This is a genomic window from Streptomyces sp. NPDC046261 (assembly GCF_040646235.1).
Taxonomy (GTDB): Bacteria; Actinomycetota; Actinomycetes; order Streptomycetales; family Streptomycetaceae; genus Streptomyces.
In genome coordinates this window covers 237,081-256,545 of record NZ_JBEYZU010000009.1, presented here as the reverse complement: position 1 = coordinate 256,545, position 19,465 = coordinate 237,081, and the positions used below count along the sequence as shown (strand labels likewise).

The following is a 19,465-nucleotide window of genomic DNA, read 5'->3' as shown; positions in this document are numbered from 1 at the left end:
CGCCCCTCCGGTTCCCCCGTGTGTGTTCGATCCGCCACACCCTAACCGGCCGGGCCTCAGGGAGAATCTCAGGGAACCTCCAGGGTCGTCACGGATGTCATATGCACGTTCCGGTTGACACCATGTCCCCATGACCGACGCACCGACCGCCGAGCACGGGACCCGACCGCCGCTGCGGCGCAGCCGCGAGCACAAGATGGTCGCCGGCGTCTGCGGCGGGCTCGGCCGCTGCTTCGACATGGACCCCGTCATCTTCCGTGTGGTGCTGGGGGTGCTCGGGGTCTCGGGCGGGCTGGGCCTGATCGTCTACGGCTTCGCCTGGCTGCTCGTCCCGCTGGAGGGCGAGGAGGAGAACGAGGGCCGGCGGATGCTGTCGGGCCGCGTCGAGGGGCCGGCACTGACGGCGGTGCTGTGCGCCCTGGTGGGCTGCGGGCTGTTCCTGTCGATGCTCAACAACGGCGGTGTGCTGGCCTTCGCGCTCATGCTGATGATCGCCGCCAGCGGCGCCGCGTACTGGTCGCGGTACCGCGACCTGGTGGAGGAAGACGAAACGAGGGGGGCGCAGGGGGCGACGGGGGCCAGGGGGGCGAGCGCCGAAGCGGCGGCCGACGGCATACCGGCGACCGAGCAACCGCCGTCCCACGCGACACAGAAGGCCATCAAGGCACACAAACCCCACAAGCCGCACAAGGCTGTGGATGCCCCGCCGGAGACGCAGGCGCCCCCCGCGCCGGGCACGCCGTCCTGGTGGCGCGACCCCGTCAAGGACCCGGCGGCGGCCGCCCTGGCCGGGACCGCCGGCACCGGCTATCTGTGGGGACCCGACGACGGCCCCTACGAGACGGCGACCACCGCCGCCCGCGCGCCCGCGCGCCCCGCGCCCACCGGACGGCAACTGGGCGGCTGGACCTTCCTGCTGGCCCTGGTCGCCTGCGGCCTCGGCACCGGCCTGACCTGGCACCACCAGCCGCTGGGCACCTCCCTCGAGATCGGCCTGGCCTGCGCGCTGGGCGTCTTCGGCCTGGGCATCGCGCTCAGCTCGCTGTACGGGCGCACGGGCGGCGGCACGGTCGTCGCGGCCGTGCTGACCGGAGCGTTGCTCACCGGAGCCGCCGCCCTGCCGAAGACGGTGACCAGCGAGTGGACGCGCACGACCTGGCGCCCGGCCGGCCCGGCCGACGTCCGGGAGCGCTTCGAACTGGGCAGCGGCGTGGCGGTACTCGACCTGACCGCGCCGGCCTGGTCGCAGGGCGGCGCCACACCGCCCGACCTGGTCGCCGAGGTCGGCGCCGGCCAGCTCAAGGTCATCCTGCCGCCGGACGTGACGGCACGCCTGGACATCGAGATCGGCCTCGGCGACATCCAGCTGCCCGGCGAGCGGCGCGATGACATCGACGTCGAGCCCGGGCAGCACAAGCACCTCACGCTGGACCCCGCCGCCGGGCACCCCTCGCACGGCACCCTCGAGATCAAACTCAAGGCCGCCATCGGCCAGGTGGAGGTGGCTCGTGCCACGTCATGACTTCGACCCGGGCAAGCTCGTCATCGGGCTGGTCCTGCTCGGCGGCTGCCTGGCCTACCTCGCCGCCGCCGGCGGCCGGTGGCACTTCCCCTCCTATCTCCTGCTGCCCGCGATGGTCGCCGGCTTCTGCCTGGCCGGCGTGGTCTCCTCCCTCGCCTTCGCCGTCCGCCGCCACCGGGCCCGCGCCACCGACGGCAACGATCGCAACGACCGCCCCCGCGAACTGCGCTGACCACCCGTCCGGCCCACCGCCGGGCCCACGGCCCGGCTCAGCCGAACAGCGTGCCCCTGCGGCCCCGGCCCCGGCCCCGGCCATGACCCCTCCCCCGGCGACGGCCGGACCAGGCCGCGTCCACCGACAGCAGGGGCGCGCCCGCTATGACCAGCGGCAGCCACGCCATCAGATAGGCCAGGTCGTTGCCGTAGTAGTACGGCGTGGCGGCCCAGCTGACGGTGAGCCACAGACTGAGCGAGATCAGCGCCCCACCGGCCGCCGCCACGCGGGCGAACACCCCGAGCAGGGTGCCTATGCCCACCGCCAGTTCACCCAGCGCTATCGCGTAGCCGAAGCCGACGGGGCTCTTCAGCGCCAGGTCCACCAGCCCCGGCATCGCCGCCGTCCCGCGCACCGACTCCATCAAGGCGCCGACCGAGCCCGGCCCTTCCCCGGCCATGAAGGCGGAGTCGGTGAGCTTGTCGAGCCCCGCGTAGACGAACGTGATCCCCAGGAAGAGGCGCAGCGGCAGCAGTGCGTACCGCCCCAGGTCTCCGCGCCCCGTGATCGACATGCCGCCCGCCATAGCCGCCTCCCTCGCCTTCCACCCGCGCCGGACCCTTGATGGACCGTGACCGTGATGGACCGCCGCGAACCGCCATCGCCCATCACCCATCGCCCCTTGACCATACGGGCGGGGGCCGGAACGCGTTCAGCCCTGTGGACAACCCCCGCCACGTCCGGCGGGGGTTGTCCACAGGGCTTGTGGGCAGCGGCGGCGTGTGCTCAGCCGCCGGTGCGGACGCCCAGCGCGCTGCCCCGCAGCCACTGCTCCCAACTGAGGTTCCAGTCGCCGTAGCCGTTGCCGAAGTGGTCCATCGGCTTCGGCTTCGTACCGCCGGTGACCTGCACGACATCGCCCTTGAGGCTCAGCCCGTACAGCCACTTGGCGTCGTCGGTGGACATGCCGATACAGCCGTGGCTGACGTTCTCCTTGCCGAAGGACTCGGCGTTGTCGGGGGCCGCGTGCACGTACTCGCCACTGATCGTCTCGCGCATGCTGTAGTCGTACGAGCCGTAGAACCCGTCGGGGTGGTTGCGAGGGATGCCGATGGAGAGCGAGTCCATGACGACCCGCCCCTCCTTGCCGAGGATGGTCTTGATGCCCTCGCGGGTCCCGAAGCCCTTGCCCTCGTCACCGCCGCTGACGGCGATGGTGCGCAGCGTCTTCCCGTTGCGCACGACCGTCATCTTGTGGGTCTTGAGGTCCACGGTGTTGACCATGGAGTCGCCGATGGTGAAGGAGACGGTGCGGTCGCCGGCGGCGGCCGTGCCCTCGGCGAGCTTCACGCCCGCGAGCCGGGCGTCCAGGGTCACCTTGGTGCCCGCCGGCCAGAACTTCTCGGGGCGGAAGTGGACGCGGGTGTCGCCCTTGGACTCGTTCCAGTGCCAGGCGCCGGGGATCTTCGGCGAGGTGGAGACCTTCAGCCGTCCCTCGATGCCGGCGCGCAGCTCCTCGGACACCTTCTGCTGCTTGAAGACGATCGCGATGGGCTGCCCCACGCCGACCTTCTCGCCGCCCGCAGGGGCTATCTCGGGCCGTACGGTCCGGGCGGCCGCGGTGAGCATCGTGGCGGGCGGGGCAGGCTTCTCGGTGACGGGCGCCGGGCTCGACGGCCCGGGGGCCGCCGATCCCCGGGCGGAGGACTTCGCGGGCCGCTCCTCGGCCTCGGCACCGCCGCCGCACCCCGCGACGGCCAGCCCGGTCAGGGCCAGGGCGGCGGACAGCCCGATGCAACGGGAGAGGCGCATGGTTCTACCTACCGGTTCGTTTCTTCCAGCTCTTGCGGACATGACGGAGCCGAGGCGCCTACGCCCCGGCTCCTCACCATCGTAAGCAGGACAAATGCCCCACAATGGCGCCCGGAAGAACGAGCGACCCCCGCCGACGGGCGGGGGTCCGGTGCCCGGTCCGTCAGCCCAGCAGCTCCGGCTCGCTGCGGGTGATCTGCTGGTAGAGAGGCTGGTAGTTGATCCACGCCACCAGGTCGTTGCCGAGCTGGTCACGGGTGTGCTCGGCGCTCGCCGCGTCGATGAGCACCGGCTTCCCGGCGGCCTTGGCCGCCAGCTGTACCTGGCAGGAACGTTCCATCGTGATGAACCACCAGGCCGCCGCGTCCACGGAGTCACCCACGGTCAGCAGCCCGTGGTTGCGCAGGATCACCGCCTTGTGCGGTCCCAGGGCGGTGGCGATGCGCCGCCCCTCCTCCTCGTCGACGACGACGCCCGTGTAGTCGTCGAAGAGTGCGTGATCCTGATAGAAGGCGCAGACGTCCTGGGTGATCGGCTCCAGCAACTCCCCCAGCGCGGACAGCGCCCGCCCGTACGTGGAGTGGCTGTGCGCGGCGGCGACGACGTCGGGCCGGGCCCGGTGGACCTGCGAGTGGATCGCGAAGGCGGCCTGGTTGACGTGGTAGCGGCCCTCGACGACCTGGCCCTGGTGATTGACGAGGATCAGATCGGAGACGGTGATGTGCTTGAACGACATCCCGAACGGATTGACCCAGAAGTGATCGGTGAACTCCGGATCACGCGCGGTGATGTGCCCCGCGACCCCCTCCTCGAACCCGAACCGCCCGAAGAGACGCAACGCCGCCGCGAGCCGCTCCTTGCGGTGGCGCCGTTCGGCGTCGACGGAGTCGTGCTTGGGGGGCATGGCGAAGTGGAGCTGGTCGGTGGGTATGGGCTCGGGGGCGGTGGCCGGTGACTCAGGCTGCGGCATGGCGGGCTCCTCCGGGTGATCCGCGGCTACGGACGGGAAGCTACCGCTGGGTATCCGGAGAGGCTAGAGGTCGGACGCCGCTTCGCGGCCGCGCCGACGCTCGGTGACATCAGGGAGGCTGATGCGCAGGTCGAACGGGCGGGTCAGCTTCAGCTCATCGTGATGGATACCAGTCAGGGAATACACCCGAGTAGCCGGGTCGAGTTCGTAGACATAGACGACCGGGCGGCCTTGGTTCTCCTCCACACGCCAGAAGTGCTGGATACCGGCAGCCGCGTACTTTCTTGGCTTTACTTCGCGATCACGCTGCTCCGAGTCGTCGGAAACGACTTCGACAGCGAGGACGACATCCTCGGGCCGATACCAGGTCTGCTTCGAGCCAATCGCCGCATCGGCGCGGATGACCACGACATCCGGCTCCGGCCGGTCCTTCTTGCCGAGCTTGATGCACATTTCCCGGTCGACATCCAAACCGTCCGGCACCTGCTCGACCAGAGCATTGTCCAGCAAACGCATGGCGCGCGTATGAAAGCGTGTTTGCGGACTCACGAAGACAAGGCTCCCGTCGATCAACTCGGTGTGCCGCGGCAGGTTCGGGAGCCGATCGAGGTCTTCCGCCGTCCAGCCCCCGGGCGGGGGGACCGGGTAGTTGTACTGCTCGTCCAGCTCGAACTCGGGTGCGGCGCTCATGGTTGCTCCCATAGGACGGAGTCTCGCCTGTACGGCCAGCGTACCCACCCAAAACGCCACCGCCGCCGCTCAAACGAATGAGCGACGGCGGTGGCGTTGACCTTAAGGCCCTATAGGAGCATTACTCCCACTCGATCGTCCCCGGCGGCTTGCTGGTCACGTCGAGGACCACGCGGTTCACGTCGGCGACCTCGTTCGTGATGCGGGTCGAGATCCGGGCCAGGACCTCGTACGGCATGCGCGTCCAGTCGGCCGTCATGGCGTCCTCGGAGGAGACCGGGCGCAGCACGATGGGGTGGCCGTAGGTGCGGCCGTCGCCCTGGACGCCGACCGAGCGGACGTCGGCCAGGAGGACGACCGGGCACTGCCAGATCTCGCGGTCCAGGCCGGCGGCGGTGAGCTCCTCGCGGGCGATGGCGTCGGCCTCGCGCAGGAGGTCCAGGCGCTCCTTCGTCACCTCGCCGACGATGCGGATGCCCAGGCCCGGGCCCGGGAAGGGCTGGCGCTGGACGATCTCGTCGGGCAGGCCGAGCTCCTGGCCGACCATGCGGACCTCGTCCTTGAACAGCTGGCGGAGCGGCTCGATGAGCTGGAACTCCAGGTCCTCGGGGAGGCCGCCCACGTTGTGGTGGGACTTGATGTTGGCGGTGCCGGTGCCACCGCCGGACTCGACGACGTCGGGGTAGAGCGTGCCCTGGACGAGGAACGCGACGTCCTCGCCGCCGGCCGCGCCCTCGGCGACGATCTCGGCCTGGGCCTGCTCGAAGACGCGGATGAACTCACGGCCGATGATCTTGCGCTTGGTCTCCGGGTCGGAGACCCCGGCGAGCGCGTTCAGGAAGCGCTCCTGCGCGTCGACGACCTTCAGCTGGACGCCGGTCGCGGCGACGAAGTCCTTCTCGACCTGCTCGGTCTCGCCCTTGCGCATCAGGCCGTGGTCGACGTAGACGCAGGTCAGCTGGGAGCCGATGGCCTTCTGTACGAGGGCGGCGGCGACGGCGGAGTCCACGCCGCCGGACAGGCCGCAGATCGCGCGCTTGGTGCCGACCATCTCCTGGATGGCGGCGACCTGCTCCTCGATCACGTTGCCCGTGGTCCACGTCGGCTCGATGCCCGCGCCGCGGTAGAGGAAGTGCTCCAGGACCAGCTGGCCGTGCGTGGAGTGCATCACCTCGGGGTGGTACTGCACGCCGTAGAGCTTCTTGGCGTCGTTCTCGAAGGCGGCGACCGGCACGACGTCCGTGGACGCGGTGACGGTGAAGCCCTCGGGGGCGGCCGAGCAGGCGTCGCCGTGCGACATCCACACCGACTGCTCCGCGGGGGTGCCCTCGAAGAGGGTCGAGCCCGGCTTGGTGACCGTCAGGGGCGTACGGCCGTACTCGCGCGCGCCGGTGTTGTCGACGGTGCCACCGAGGGTGGTGGCCATCAGCTGGAAGCCGTAGCACATGCCGAAGACGGGGACGCCGGCCTCGAAGAGGGCGCGGGCGTCGTCGAGGCGGGGGGCGCCCTCCTCGTACACGGACGAGGGGCCGCCGGAGAGGATGATCGCCTTGGGGTTCTTGGCGAGCATCTCGGCGACGGGCATCGTGCTGGGCACGATCTCGCTGTAGACGCGGGCCTCACGGACACGGCGGGCGATGAGCTGGGCGTACTGCGCACCGAAGTCGACAACGAGCACCGGTTCCGCGGTGTTGTCGTGGGCGGCGGCGGGGGGTGCTGCTGACACGGGAGCGGCCTTCCGGCGGGTCGAGGGAGGGGCTGTATTTGTCGATTCTACCGGGGCGTGGGAGCTTGCTTTTGTCTCACCATCCGAACGGTCCGCGCCGCCACGTTGGCCCGGACGCCCCGCGCGGGCCATACTGTCCGCCATGCGCAAGCACCTGACCTTCGTCTTTACCTATGGCACCCGGCCCGTCCGGCTGCCATGGTCGTGCTGCTTGAGCAACTGACAAGCGACTTCCCAGGCGCCCCGGGCCGACAAGGCCCGGGGCGCCTGTCGTTTTCCCGGTTCTTGCCGCTCCGGGGGGCCGCGCCCTCTTTGGAGAAACACACATGAGCACCAGGACCACCACCAGTGCCTCTCGCCACACCGACACCGGGGCCCGCACCGATCACGCCGCCGGCGTGATCACCGGCGCCCGGGAGCGGATCGACGACCTCGACGGCCGCATCATCGGGCTCGTCCAGGAACGCATGGCCGTCTCGGCCGTGATCCAGCGCGAGCGGATCGCCTCCGGCGGGCGGCGGGTGAACCTCTCCCGCGAGATGGAGATCCTCGGCCACTACAGCGAGCAGCTCGGCAAGCCCGGCACCGCCCTGGCCATGACCCTGCTCGAGCTGTGCCGGGGCCGCGTCTGACCGCCGTACCCCGGGAGCGGTTCACCCGCCGCACCCGAGTTCGGGCCCCGTCACCCGTACGGCGCGTGACCGGCGGCTGATCATCTTCGTTCATACCGGTGTCCGCGCCAGCCAGGAGCGGCCCTCCGAGATCCACGCGTGGCTTCCGTCCCTGTTCATCTGGGCGCCCGGCAACGACAGGGCGGGATCCACCGGGGTGTGTGACGCGCGAGCACGCGCGTCGTGGGACCTCACTCCGGTGGCGAGGCGACCGGTCAGCAGGGGACAGCAGCCCGGCCGCCGCTCAAGGGGCGGTCGGTTCCAGGGACGCCTGGAACCGACCGTATCCGGTCGAAACGGTTGCGCCCGGGGCGGCTCATCCCGCACGATGCACAGGGAAAGGGCAAGTCCCTTTTCTCGTACTGCCATTGGTTCAACCATCTCCAGCCCGCGACGCTCCCCCCGGCGTCGCTCCGCGGCACCGACCCTGCCCTGACCTCGGTGCCGGCAGTCAAGGGCCCCGAGGCCGCCCGCACGCCCCCGCGGTGCCGGCCCGGGGCCCTTCGCCGTGCCATGGCCCGCCGATCACGGCCGCGACGGTGACGTCCGTCACACGGCCGGAATGCGAGCCCCGGTCTTCCCTTCTTCAGCCCCGCTGTTCCTCCCCCTCCCCGCGCACCCGTGGCACCGGCAGGAACGGCAGGCGCAGCGCCGCGAAGGCGTCCTTGGGCACCGCCGGGCTGTGGGGCTCGACGGCGGCCACGCGCTCGTACGTACCGCCCTGTTCCGGACGTGGGTCCGCCTCGCCCTTGTTCGGCCAGAACGCCATCGCGCGCTCCGCCTGCGCCGTGATCGTCAAAGAGGGGTTCACCCCGAGGTTCGCGGAGACGGCCGCGCCGTCGACCACCGAGATGCCCGGGTGCCCGTACAGCCGGTGATACGGATCGATGACGCCCCGGGACGGGTCGGGGCCGATCGGGCAGCCGCCGATGAAGTGGGCGGTGAGCGGGGTGCCCATGAGCTCGCCGACGTTGCTGCCGGGGAACCCGTTGATCTCCCGGGCGATCAGGCGCGCCGCCTCGGCCGCCGCGGGGATCTGCTTCGGGTTGGGCGCGCCGTGGCCCTGCCGGGCCGTGAGCAGGCCCTTGCCCAGGCCGCCCGGCTTGCGGTACGTCGTCAGCGAGTTGTCCAGCGACTGCATGACGAGGCCGATGATCGTGCGCTCGGACCAGCGGTGGTTGGACAGCGACCGCAGCAGCAGCACCGGATGCCGTGCGCAGCGCGCCGCGAAGGCCACCGCCCGCGGCACCCGCGTGCCCACCGGCACCTGGAGGATGGACAGACCGCCCATCGCGTTCGAGCCCTTGCCGTAGCGCACGGGCTCGATGTGGGTGTGGGCGTCGGGGTGTACGGAGGAGGTGATCGCGACGCCCCGCGTGAAGTCGGGCGTCCGGCCGTGGGCGGCGCGGTAGCGGCGGGGGGTGGTCTGGGCGCCGACCAGGGCCTCGGAGTTCGTGCGGGTCAGCTCGCCGAGCCGGTCGGAGAGGCGGGGCAGCAGGCCCTTGTCCTTCATGGTGTGCAGGAGGGTCTGGGTGCCGTATGTGCCGGCGGCGATCACCACGCGTTCGGCGCGCAGCACGCGGGGACGGGCCGTGCGCCGCCGGGCGGTGGGCACGGTCAGCACGCGGTAGCCGCCGTCCGCGTGCTCGGTGACGGCCACGACCGTCGTCATGGGGTGGACGACGGCTCCGGCGCGCTCGGCGAGGTGGAGGTAGTTCTCGTTGAGGGTGTTCTTGGCGCCGTGCCGGCAGCCGGTCATGCACTCGCCGCACTCGACGCAGGCCCGACGGGCGGGGCCCGCCCCGCCGAAGTAGGGGTCGGGTGCTTCCTCGCCCGGCCGCGCCCGTACCGTCCCGTCGCCGTCCCCGCCGTCGCCGAAGAAGACGCCGACCGGGGCCAGGTGGAAGCTCTCCCCCACGCCCATCTGTTCGGCGGCCGCCTTCAGGTGGACGTCGGAGGGGGTCGTGGTGGGGTTGAGCCGCACCCCGAGCATGCGCCGCGCCTGCTCGTAGTACGGGCGCAGCTCCTGCTCCCAGTCGGTGATGGCGGCCCACTGCGGGTCGTCGAAGAACGCCTTGGGCGGTACGTAGAGGGTGTTGGCGTAGTTGAGCGAACCGCCGCCGACGCCGGCGCCCGCGAGGACCATGACGTTGCCGAGGAGGTGGATGCGCTGGATGCCGTAGAGGCCGAGGGCCGGGGCCCACAGGTAGTCGCGCAGGTGCCAGGAGTTCCTGGGGAGGCTCTCGCGGGTGAAGCGGCGGCCGGCCTCCAGCACGCCCACGCGGTAGCCCTTCTCGGTCAGGCGCAGGGCGGAGACGGAGCCGCCGAAGCCGGAGCCGATGACGATGACGTCGTAGTCGTATGTGGTCACCACGTGCCTCCGGTCAGCGCAGACGGATCGCCTTCAACACTCTGAGCCCGCCCGTCATCAGCCGGGCGTACTGCGCGTCGTCCAGCCCGAAGAACGGGCCCAGCGGCACGAGCCGCTGGTGGGCGACCGTCTGGGCCTCGGTGAACTTGAGAATGCCCTCCGCGCCGTGCCGCCGGCCCAGCCCCGAGTCCTTCATGCCGCCCATCGGCGCCCGCGCGCTGCCGTATCCGGCCGCGTACGCCTCGTTGACGTTGACCGTGCCGGCGCGCAGCCGTGCGGCGACCGCCCGCCCGTGCCGGCCGTCGCGGGTCCACACGCTGGCGTTGAGCCCGTAGGGGGTGGCGTTGGCGAGCCGGACCGCCTCCTCCTCGTCGTCGAAGCGGTAGACGGACACGACGGGGCCAAACGTTTCCTCGGTGCAGACGGCCATGGGCGGTTCGACGCCGTCGAGGATGGTGGGTTCGTAGAACAGCGGCCCGATGTCGGGGCGGTGGCGGCCGCCGGCGAGGACCGTGGCGCCCTTGGACACCGCCTCGGTGACGTGCCGGGTGACGGTCTCCAGCTGCCGCTCGGAGACGAGCGAGCCCATGTCGGCGCCGTAGGCGAGGGCGGTGCCGAGCCGCAGGGCCTTCGTCCGGGCGGCGAAGCGCCGCAGGAAGTCGTCGGCCACGGACGTGTGGACGTACAGCCGCTCGATGGAGACGCAGAGCTGGCCGGCGGAGGAGAAGCAGCCGCGAACGGCGCCGGCGGCGGCCTTCTCGACGTCGGCGTCGCGCAGCACCAGCATGGCGTTCTTGCCGCCGAGCTCGAGCGAGCAGCCGACGAGCCGGTCGGCCGCCGCCCGGGCGACCTCGCGGCCGGTGCGCGTGGAGCCGGTGAAGGCGACGTAGTCGGCGTGGGCGACGACGGCCGGGCCCACGACGGGCCCCTCGCCGAGCACGATCTGCCACACGTCCGCGGGCAGCCCGGCCTCGATGAGGAGTTCACGGGCCAGCAGGGCGGTGAGGGCGGTCTCCGTGTCGGGCTTCATCACGACGGCGTTGCCCGCGGCGAAGGCGGGCAACGCGTCACCGGCGGACAGCTCGAAGGGGTAGTTCCAGGGGACGATCTGGCCGACCACGCCGCGCGGTACGCGCAGTTCGGTGACCTTGGTCAGGACGGGCAGCACACCCGTGTGCGGCTTGGGCCCAAGGAGGGACGGGGCCGTGCGCCCGTAGTGCCGGGCGGCGACGGCGACCGCCTGGATCTCCTCGTGCGCGTGCAGCCGGGCCTTGCCGGTCTCCAGCTGGATGAGGTCCAGGATCTCCGACTGGCGGGCGAGGACGAGGTCGTGGAAGCGCAGCAGGACCGCGGCGCGCCGGCGTACGGGCACGGCCGCCCAGGCGCGCTGCGCCTCACGGGCGCGGCCGAACGCGTCGGCGACGTCCTCAGGGGTGGACAGGGGCAGGCCGGCCAGCTTCCGCCCGGTGAAGGGGGTGTGGCTGTCCACGCTGCCGCCGGAGCTCACCACCGCGCGGGTGAGGCGGGCGACGAGCTCCGGGGTGACGACGTCGGCGGCGGTGCGGTGGCCCGCCGGGGCTACGGGATTGCGGGAGTTGCCATCGGCGACTGTTCCAGTGTCCAGCGTGTCCGTCATGCGGGTGAGCGTATGACGGGCCGGACGCTTTGGGTACCTGCGGGTAACCTCAAATGCGTCACTGCGCCTGGATCTTGAGGTGTTTCACCACGTTGGCGAAGAGCTTGTCGCCGTCCTTGCGGGCCTGACCCGCGGCAGGCATGCGGAGCTCGAGCAACCAGGCGGTGTTCTCGGCCTTGTCGACGATGATCCGGCCGCGCCAGACGCGCTTGGGGTCGTTCTCGCCGTCCCCGGACTTGCGGTAGACGGTGACGACCTCCGCCGCCTGCATGCCCTGGTGGGCGGAGACCTTGTTCGTGGTGGTCTGCGGTTCGTTGAACGACGACCAGTCGCCCTTGCGGTTCTTCTGCTGTCCGGCCAGCCGCTCGGCCTCGACCTCGGCCGAGGCGACGTCCTTCGGCTCCCAGTCCGAGACGTTCTTGCGGCGCTTGTCCTCCGTTTCGCGGGTGAGGTAGAGGGTGAAGACGCCACTGGGGTCGCGGAAGGAGACCCAGCCCTTGTCGGCGTTCAGCTCCTTCACGTAGTCCTCGGGGACCGCCATCGACGCCCTGACGATCTCGGGCTCGTCCCGGACCTTCCAGTGCAGCGGAATCGCCGGCCCCACCGCGAACGGGTTCACGACGAGGAGCGTCGCCGCCACGGCCACGGCCACCACGCCGCCCCCGAGCCCCCACTGCGCCTTGCGGTTGCCCGACAGCACGGGCGGCACCCACTTGCTGCCCGCCGGCCGGGTGGCCGCCGGGGTGAACGCGGGCTGCTGCGGCAGCGGCCGGACCACGGACTCCAGCGCGTGCCGGACCTGCGCGGCCGTCGGGCGGGCCGCCGGGTCCTTGCTCAGCAGTTGCATGACGATCCCGGCGAGGGCTCCCGCGCCGTGCGCCGGGACCTGGGGCTCCGCCGAGAGGATGGCCTGCATCGTCGCCTGCGTGTTGGAGCGGCGGAAGGGCGACATGCCCTCGGCCGCCGCGTACAGCACGACGCCCAGCGACCACAGGTCCGACTCCGGGCCGGGCCGACGGCCCAGCACCCGCTCGGGGGCGACGAATTCCGGCGAGCCGACGAACGCGCCCGTCTCGGTCAGGCCCTGCTCGCCCTCGATCGTGGCGATGCCGAAGTCGGTCAGCACGACCCGGTCGTTGCGCCCGAGCAGCACGTTGTCCGGCTTGACGTCGCGGTGCAGCACCCCCGCCTCGTGCGCGGCCGTCAGCGCGCCCAGCACGGCCAGCCCGACGCGGGCCGTCTCGCGCGGGTCCAGGGTGCCCTCGGCGAGCTGGTCGGCCAGGGAACGCCCGCGCACCAGCTCCATGACGATCCAGGGGCGGCCGTCCTCGACGACCACGTCGTGGACGGTCACGACGGACGGGTGGTCGATGCGGGCCGCGGCGCGCGCCTCGCGCTGCATGCGCTGGTACACGTTCTGGCGCATGGCTTCCGGCACGTCGTCCGGGACGCGCGGCTCCTTGACGGCGACGTCACGGTCGACGACCTCGTCCCGGGCCTTCCAGACGGTGCCCATGCCGCCGTGACCGAGCCGGGACGTCAGGCGGTATCGGCCGCCTATGAGACGTCCGGCACCGGGGTCGTGGGCGGTGGTGTGCTGGGTGGGCACGTACGGACGGCCCGTCGGCGCTGGTGGCTGGAGGTCATAGCTGGTGGGCCCGCTCGCCCATCCCCCGTCGTTCGTCATGGCCCAATCTTTACCAAGCGCGGCGCGGGCGCCGCACACCGGCAAACGGAGGGTCAGGGCGATGAGACCGGCTTCGTCCTGACAAAGGTGGACAGCGCCGTCCGGAAGTGGCGGTAGCCCTCGCCGGACCTGCCGACCGGGGAGGACACCCACACGTCGTACATCTTGTCCCCCTCGTCCCAGGCGAGGTCGTAGGTGTGCCGGGCGCCGAGGGGGCCCTTGTTCTCCTGCGCCTCGAAACCGTCCCAGACGAACTCCCAGGAGGCGGCCCGGCGCCCCTTGTGCGTGGTGCGTTCGACCTTGCCCTCGCGGTAGCCGGGGTAGCGGTCCGGGGCGAGGGCGGCGGCGCTGCGCATCGCGACGATCGGGCCGCCCTCCTGCACGTCCTGGATGAGGACGCCGATGCGGAACTCCTTGCCGGGCGAGTAGTAGAAGACGCGGGGCGGCTCGAAGGAGCGGGTGAAGCCGTCGGGGACGGCGAGCGCGAAGCCCGCCGGGTCCTGGACGGCGTGGTAGCCGGCGGGCGCGGACACGGACGCGCTGGCGGGCGGCGGCTCGACGACCGAGGCGCCCCGGTGCGGGCCGGCGGAGTGCGCCGGCTTGTCCTGCGTGGCCGCCCTGCCCGGCTCGCGGTCCATCAGCAGTGCCGCCGCACCGGCGCCCATCCCGGCCAGCGTGACCACGGTCAGCGCCGCCATCAGAGCGGTACGCGCGCGGCCGCTGCCGGGCGTGGTGGCGGCGCAAGCGTGCGCGGCCGGCGCACCGGGCGCACCGGGCGCACCGGGCGCCGGGAGGCGCGTACCGGTCTGCGTCGGGGTGTACCTCTCCGGGACCGGCGTCCGGCCGGTGTCCAGGAAGCCGCGCAGCAGCCGCTCCGCCTCGTCCGCGCTCATCCGCTGCGCCGGATCCCGCTCCAACAGGCCCCGTACGACCGGCAGCAGCGGCCCGGCCGCGGCGGGCGGGCGGATCTCGGCGTAGACGACGGCGTGCAGGATGCCGCCCAACGAATCGCGGTGGAAGGGCGATTCGCCGTTCATGGCCGTGCACAGCAGCACGCCCAGCGACCACAGGTCCGACTCCGGGCCCGCGCGCCCGCCGGCCATCCGCTCGGGCGCGGTGTACTCGGGCGAACCGACGAACGCGCCCGTCTCGGTGATCGTGGTGGCGCCGGAGACCTGGGCGATGCCGAAGTCGGTGAGCACGACCCGTCCGGTCGCCGCCTCCAGCAGGACGTTGGGGGGCTTGATGTCCCGGTGCAGGACGCCGCGCGCGTGGGCCGCGCGCAGCGCGCCCAGCATCGCGATGCCGATGCGGGCCGCCTCCTGCGGGGTGACGGGGCCCTCGGCGGCGAGCCGGCCGGACAGCGAGCGGCCGTCGATCAGCTCCATGACGATCCAGGGCCGGCCGTCCTGCTCGACGATGTCGTGCATGACGATCACGTTCGGGTGCTTGATCAGCGCGACCGCGCGGGCCTCGCGCAGCATGCGGTCGTACTGCGCCCGGGCGTCCGCGGCGGAGTGCTGATCGTCGATGTGCAGCTCTTTGACCGCGACCTCTCGGGCCAGCAGTTCGTCCGTGGCACGCCATACGGTGCCCATGCCACCGCGCCCGATCTTGCGGACCAGCCGGTACCGCCCGGCGATGAGACCGCCGTGTGCAGCGAAGGTGCCCATGAGCTCATATTGCCCCACCTCGCCCCGCCCGACCGGGTCCGTACCGGTCGCTTCACTCCACGATGGGCAACATTGGCCGCCCGGGCGTCCGCGGCGGGCGTCAAAAGCAGGCACACGGTTCATGTACAGTTGTTCCCGCGACGCCGACCGGACGACGGGAATCCGCCTCCGGGACGCCGAGCGCTCGTAGCTTAACGGATAGAGCACTTGACTACGGATCAAGAGGTTGCAGGTTCGAATCCTGCCGAGCGCACACTCTCCGACGGGAGCCAGACATAACGGATGTCCGGCTCCCGTTCTTCGTTCCCGCGCCCGTCCGTGCGCTCCGCCTCCGTGAAGCCGTGCCGCCGGTAGAAGCGCTGGGCGGGGGCGTTGACCTGGAAGGTCCACAGGTCCAGGCCGCCCGGGCGGCGCTCCTTGGCAAGCGCGACGAAGCGGTCGCCCAGGCCCCGGCGGCGTCGGCGGCCTCCGCGCGGCGCAGTACGGGCCCTGCTGCTTGATCGTCACTCTTCATGGCGCGCACCGTCTCAGGCCCACGCCCGCCGCGCACCCGGTTTTTCGCGTGCCGTAGGACAGGATCCGTCCTACTGACCGCCTAGCGTCGGCCCCATGGCTCCCGCTCCCCCCTCCAGTACCCCGCGCATCAGTGACGACGAGCGCCGCGCCCGCCTCGCGCACCGGCAGCTCCTCGCGCCCGGCCGCCGCGCCGCCACTGTCGAGGAGGTGGCCGACGCCCTCGTCGGGCTGCACGCCACCGACCCGGCGACCGTGTACCTGTCCGCGTGCGCGCGCCTCGCCGAGCCGTCCACGGCCGAGGTGGAGCGGGGACTGTACGAGGACGTGACGCTGGTCAAGCTGAACTCGATGCGGCGCACGCTCTTCGCCGTCAGCATCGACGCGGCCCCCTACGTGAACTGCTCCACCGCCCGCGCGATCGCGCTCAAGGAGCGGGAAGGGCTGCTCAAGCAGCTCCGGCAGAGCCTGCCGGACTGGGACGAGCGGCGCCTGGTGCGCACCGAACGGGAGGTGCTGGCCGCGCTCGCCGAACGCGGCGAGGCGACGACGGCCGAGCTGGCGCAGGACGTGCCGGCGCTGCGCGAGTCGATGGTCGTCTCGCCCGGCAAGCCGTACGAGGGGCGGCAGAGCGTGGGCAGCCGGGTGCTGCGGCTGCTGGCCTCGGACGGTCATGTGCGCCGGGCCCGGCCGCGCGGTTCGTGGACGAGCAGCCTGTACGCGTGGGCGCCGTCGCCGCAACTGCCCGACGTTCCGGTGCGCGAGGCGAAGGCGGAGATGGCGCGGCGCTGGCTCGGCTCGTACGGGCCGGCGACGGAGGCCGACCTGAAGTGGTGGACCGGCTGGACGCTGCGGGACACCCGGGCGGCCCTGGCCGACGTCGGGGCCCGCGAGGTGCGGCTGGCGGCGGGGCCGGGGTTCGCCCTGCCCGGCGATCTCGAGGACGCCGGGCAGGGCGGCGACTGGGCGGCCCTGCTGCCCGGGCTCGACCCGACGGCCATGGGCTGGCGCGACCGCGACTGGTACCTCGCGCCCGAGCACGTCCCCTTCCTCTTCGACCGGGCCGGCAACGTCGGGCCCACCGTGTGGTGGAACGGCCGCGTCGTCGGCGGGTGGGCGCAGCGCGCCGACGGCGAGATCGTGTGGCGGGCCCTGACGGACGTGGGGCGCGACGCGGTGGCCGCGATCGAGGCGGAGGCCGCACGGCTGTCCGCCTGGATCGGGGAGGTCCGCGTCACGCCCCGGTTCCGTACGCCGCTGGAGCGGGAGCTGGTGCGCTAGCCGCTCAGGCGGACGTGGGCCAGCCGCCGTAGGGGACGGTGAGGAACTCGACGGCGATCGTGCCGCCCGGGTCCTGGACGTAGACGCCGCGCCCGCCGTCGTTGTGGTTGATGCCCTCGGTGGTGCGGTACGGGTCCGCCCAGTGCGTCAGCGACCGCTCGGTGATCTTCGCGAGCGTCGCGTCGAACTCCTCCTCCGTGACGAGGAAGGCGAGGTGGGAGGGGTCGAGCCGGTCCGCCGGGACCACGGAGTCGGCGAAGTCGATGTCGACGCCGTTGGACGTGGTGATCTGGGTGAAGATCGCGACGTCGACGGGTGGTTTCGTGCCGAGCAGCTCGGCGACGAACGCGGCGGACTCGTGCCGGTTCTTGCAGTGGACGATGACGTGGTTCAGGTCGGCTGCCATGGTGCTCCTCCGGTTCGTTCGGTCAGGGCTTGGCGGTACGGCCGCGGCCGGGCAGGGCCAGCCCGCCCAGTGCGGCACAGGCGGTGCAGACCGCGGCGATCAGCAGGCCGCGGCCGTAGCCGGCCGCCAGGGCGGCCGGTACGTCGTGGGCGTTGTGGGCCAGAGCGGCGGCCGTGGTGTGAGAGGCGATGGTTCCCAGGACGGCGAGGCCGAGGGCGCCGCCGACCTGGCGCGAGGTGTTGGCCAGACCCGAGGCCAGCCCCGCCTGCTCGCGGGGGATGCCGCTGGTCGCGGTCATCGTGACGGGCATGCTGGCCAGGCCCATGCCGAGGGTGACCAGGAGGAAGGGCGCGAGGACGTCGGCGGCGTAGCTGCCGCCGGCCCGGATCTGGGACAGCCAGGCGAAGCCGACGGTGCTCAGCGCCATGCCGGTCATCAGCAGCGGGCGGGCGCCGGCGCGGTCGACGACGCGGGTGGCGACCCGGGCGCCGGCGATGATCGCCAGGGAGCCGGGCACGAAGCACAGGCCCGCCCGGAGGGCGTCGTAGCCGAGGACCTGCTGCAGGTGGAGGGAGACCAGGAACCACATCGAGAACATCGCCGCGCCGATCAGGATCACGACCAGGTTGGCGGTCGCGAGCGTGCGGCGGCGCAGGATCGCCAGCGGGACGAGGGGGTGGGCGACCCGGGACTCGATGAGGACGAAGGCCGCCAGCAGGACCACGGCGGCCGCGACCGGCACCCACACGGTGGCCGAGTCCCAGCCGTGGGTCTCGCTGGAGATGATCCCGTAGACGAGCGCGGTCAGGCCCGCGGTGACCGTCGCCGCGCCCGGCAGGTCCAGGCGGCGCAGCCCGCCCCGGGCGCCCGCGGCGGCCGGTACGTACGCCAGGGCGGCGGCCAGCAGGACGAGGCCGAGGGGGACGTTGACGAAGAACACCCAGCGCCAGCCCGCGTACTGGGTGAGCACGCCGCCGACGATCGCGCCCGTCGCGCCGCCGGCCGCCATGACGGCGCTCCAGGCGCCGACGGCGCGGGTCCGGGCGGCGGGCTCGGTGAACGTCGTCGTGATCAGGGTCAGGGTGGCCGGTGCGAGGAGCGCGCCGCCCACGCCCTGCACCGCGCGGGCGGCGATCAGCAGGGCGCCGTCGGTGGCGAAGCCGCCGACGAGCGAGGCGAGGGTGAAGACCGTGAGGCCGGTGAGGAAGGCCCGTTTGGTGCCGACGAGGTCGGCCGCCCGGCCGCCGAGCAGCAGGAGGCCGGCGAAGCCCAGGGTGTAGGCGTTGACGATCCACTGCTGGCCGACGGCGCTGAGGTGAAGCTCGGCCCGCAGGGAAGGGAGCGCCACGTTCACGATCGACACGTCGAGGATGACCATGAACTGGGCCGCGCAGGCGATGGCCAGGACCGCGCCGGCGTTCCGGGGTAAGGCGGCGGGGCCGGCCTCGGTTCCGGGCCGCGGGGGTGATGTGGCGGTGGGCATGCGGGCGTCCTCACGTACGAAGGCCAGGGTCATGGAGATCGACGATCGAATTAGACCAGCTCTAAAAATATAGCATCTCTATTTCTGTGTCCCCAAGCCGATATCCTTGAGCCCATGACTCCGCTACCGCCCGGCACCCCGTCCACCGAGCCCGCACCCGCCTCCGGCCTGCGCGGACGCAAGCGGGAGCGCACCCGCGCGGCGATCTCCGACGCGGCCTTCCGCCTCTTCGCCGAGCAGGGGTTCGACGCCGTCACGCTCGCCCGCATCGCCGCGGAGGCGGATGTGGCGCCGGCGACGGTCTTCACGCACTTCGCGTCGAAGGAGGACATCTTCTTCAGCCGGCGCGAGGAGTTCTGGGCGGGCATGCCGCAGACCGTCGAGTCGTCCCGGACCTGGGGGGAACTCCTCGACGGTCTGCGCGCGTTCTACGCCGGGCGGTGCGAACTGATCTTCTCCCAGGAGCACTTCGCCCACGGCCGGGTCTTCTCCCGCGTTCTGCTGGAGAGCCCGGCGCTCAGGAAGAGCTACCACGCGATCGTGGCGGAGCGGCAGCGGCTGCTCGCCGGGCTCCTCGCAGAGCGGGCCCCGCGGCTGGCGGATGCCGAGGTCAGGCTGTTCGCCGCGCTGGCCATCGCCGTCGGGGAGACCACCTACGCGGCCGTGCACACCACCATGGCGGCGGACGAGCCGACCGAGCGCGTACGGGCGGCCGCCGCCGAGGCCCTGGACCGGGGGTTCGCCCGGCTCGCCCGGGCCTACGAGGGCCCGGCCCCGCTGGACGCCGAGCCCTCCTGAGCACCGCGCGGG

Annotated in this window: 16 protein-coding genes, 1 tRNA gene and 1 pseudogene; 6 read left to right on the top strand and 12 right to left on the bottom strand. The window is 72.2% G+C overall.

What is annotated here, in order from left to right; translation table 11 throughout:
- The first annotated feature begins 130 nt into the window (after positions 1-130).
- Positions 131-1,522 (top strand): PspC domain-containing protein, encoded by a 1,392-nt coding sequence (locus ABZ956_RS19160; protein ID WP_361894589.1) that lies wholly within the window; start codon positions 131-133, stop codon positions 1,520-1,522.
- Complete coding sequence (locus ABZ956_RS19155) at positions 1,509-1,754, top strand: hypothetical protein (RefSeq protein WP_361894586.1); 246 nt, start codon at positions 1,509-1,511, stop codon at positions 1,752-1,754. The genes ABZ956_RS19160 and ABZ956_RS19155 overlap by 14 nt, the downstream gene beginning before the upstream one ends.
- Positions 1,755-1,791: 37 nt before the next feature.
- Here ABZ956_RS19155 and ABZ956_RS19150 read toward each other — a convergent pair whose 3' ends face one another.
- The 5 genes from ABZ956_RS19150 to guaA form a co-directional block, all read right to left on the bottom strand.
- A complete protein-coding gene (locus tag ABZ956_RS19150; RefSeq protein ID WP_361894583.1) occupies positions 1,792-2,310 on the bottom strand; it encodes a DoxX family protein in 519 nt (172 codons plus the stop codon).
- A 212-nt stretch (positions 2,311-2,522) separates the two neighbouring features.
- On the bottom strand, positions 2,523-3,548 hold the full coding sequence (locus tag ABZ956_RS19145) for an Ig-like domain-containing protein (RefSeq protein ID WP_361894580.1): 1,026 nt from the start codon (positions 3,546-3,548) through the stop codon (positions 2,523-2,525).
- A 163-nt stretch (positions 3,549-3,711) separates the two neighbouring features.
- Complete coding sequence (locus ABZ956_RS19140) at positions 3,712-4,518, bottom strand: class II aldolase/adducin family protein (RefSeq protein ID WP_361894577.1); 807 nt, start codon at positions 4,516-4,518, stop codon at positions 3,712-3,714.
- A 63-nt stretch (positions 4,519-4,581) separates the two neighbouring features.
- A complete protein-coding gene (locus ABZ956_RS19135; RefSeq protein ID WP_361894574.1) occupies positions 4,582-5,208 on the bottom strand; it encodes a Uma2 family endonuclease in 627 nt (208 codons plus the stop codon).
- A 121-nt stretch (positions 5,209-5,329) separates the two neighbouring features.
- Positions 5,330-6,934, bottom strand: coding sequence for a glutamine-hydrolyzing GMP synthase (gene guaA, locus ABZ956_RS19130; RefSeq protein WP_361894572.1), 1,605 nt, complete (start codon positions 6,932-6,934; stop codon positions 5,330-5,332).
- A gap of 326 nt (positions 6,935-7,260) precedes the next feature.
- Between guaA and ABZ956_RS19125 the strand changes: the two genes are divergently transcribed.
- Positions 7,261-7,566, top strand: a complete 306-nt coding sequence (locus ABZ956_RS19125) for a chorismate mutase (RefSeq protein WP_361894570.1) — start codon at positions 7,261-7,263, stop codon at positions 7,564-7,566.
- Positions 7,567-8,191: 625 nt separating this feature from the next.
- On the opposite strand, the gene ABZ956_RS19120 is transcribed toward ABZ956_RS19125, so the two are convergent.
- From ABZ956_RS19120 to ABZ956_RS19105, 4 genes are read right to left on the bottom strand one after another with little or no spacing between them, the layout of a single operon-like run.
- Positions 8,192-9,976, bottom strand: coding sequence for a GMC family oxidoreductase (locus ABZ956_RS19120; protein ID WP_361894567.1), 1,785 nt, complete (start codon positions 9,974-9,976; stop codon positions 8,192-8,194).
- Positions 9,977-9,989: 13 nt separating this feature from the next.
- Positions 9,990-11,612 carry a succinic semialdehyde dehydrogenase gene (locus tag ABZ956_RS19115; protein WP_361894564.1) on the bottom strand — a complete coding sequence of 541 codons (1,623 nt, stop codon included), beginning with the start codon at positions 11,610-11,612 and terminating at the stop codon, positions 9,990-9,992.
- 58 nt (positions 11,613-11,670) lie between these two features.
- Positions 11,671-13,299 carry a serine/threonine-protein kinase gene (locus tag ABZ956_RS19110; protein WP_361894561.1) on the bottom strand — a complete coding sequence of 543 codons (1,629 nt, stop codon included), beginning with the start codon at positions 13,297-13,299 and terminating at the stop codon, positions 11,671-11,673.
- Positions 13,300-13,352: 53 nt separating this feature from the next.
- Positions 13,353-14,972 carry a serine/threonine-protein kinase gene (locus ABZ956_RS19105; protein WP_361894558.1) on the bottom strand — a complete coding sequence of 540 codons (1,620 nt, stop codon included), beginning with the start codon at positions 14,970-14,972 and terminating at the stop codon, positions 13,353-13,355.
- Positions 14,973-15,152: 180 nt separating this feature from the next.
- Between ABZ956_RS19105 and ABZ956_RS19100 the strand changes: the two genes are divergently transcribed.
- Positions 15,153-15,225 (top strand) — tRNA-Arg (locus tag ABZ956_RS19100).
- Here ABZ956_RS19100 and ABZ956_RS19095 read toward each other — a convergent pair.
- Positions 15,191-15,430 (bottom strand): annotated as a pseudogene (locus tag ABZ956_RS19095) (GNAT family N-acetyltransferase); the annotation flags it as partial. The gene ABZ956_RS19100 and the pseudogene ABZ956_RS19095 overlap by 35 nt on opposite strands.
- A gap of 151 nt (positions 15,431-15,581) precedes the next feature.
- Here ABZ956_RS19095 and ABZ956_RS19090 point away from each other — a divergent pair.
- On the top strand, positions 15,582-16,766 hold the full coding sequence (locus ABZ956_RS19090) for a winged helix DNA-binding domain-containing protein (RefSeq protein ID WP_361894555.1): 1,185 nt from the start codon (positions 15,582-15,584) through the stop codon (positions 16,764-16,766).
- A 4-nt stretch (positions 16,767-16,770) separates the two neighbouring features.
- Here ABZ956_RS19090 and ABZ956_RS19085 read toward each other — a convergent pair whose 3' ends face one another.
- Both ABZ956_RS19085 and ABZ956_RS19080 read right to left on the bottom strand, forming a co-directional pair.
- Positions 16,771-17,172 (bottom strand): VOC family protein, encoded by a 402-nt coding sequence (locus tag ABZ956_RS19085; RefSeq protein WP_361894552.1) that lies wholly within the window; start codon positions 17,170-17,172, stop codon positions 16,771-16,773.
- Positions 17,173-17,194: 22 nt separating this feature from the next.
- Positions 17,195-18,688, bottom strand: coding sequence for an MFS transporter (locus ABZ956_RS19080; protein ID WP_361894549.1), 1,494 nt, complete (start codon positions 18,686-18,688; stop codon positions 17,195-17,197).
- Positions 18,689-18,769: 81 nt separating this feature from the next.
- Between ABZ956_RS19080 and ABZ956_RS19075 the strand changes: the two genes are divergently transcribed.
- Positions 18,770-19,453, top strand: coding sequence for a helix-turn-helix domain-containing protein (locus tag ABZ956_RS19075; RefSeq protein ID WP_361894546.1), 684 nt, complete (start codon positions 18,770-18,772; stop codon positions 19,451-19,453).
- Positions 19,454-19,465: the final 12 nt, after the last annotated feature.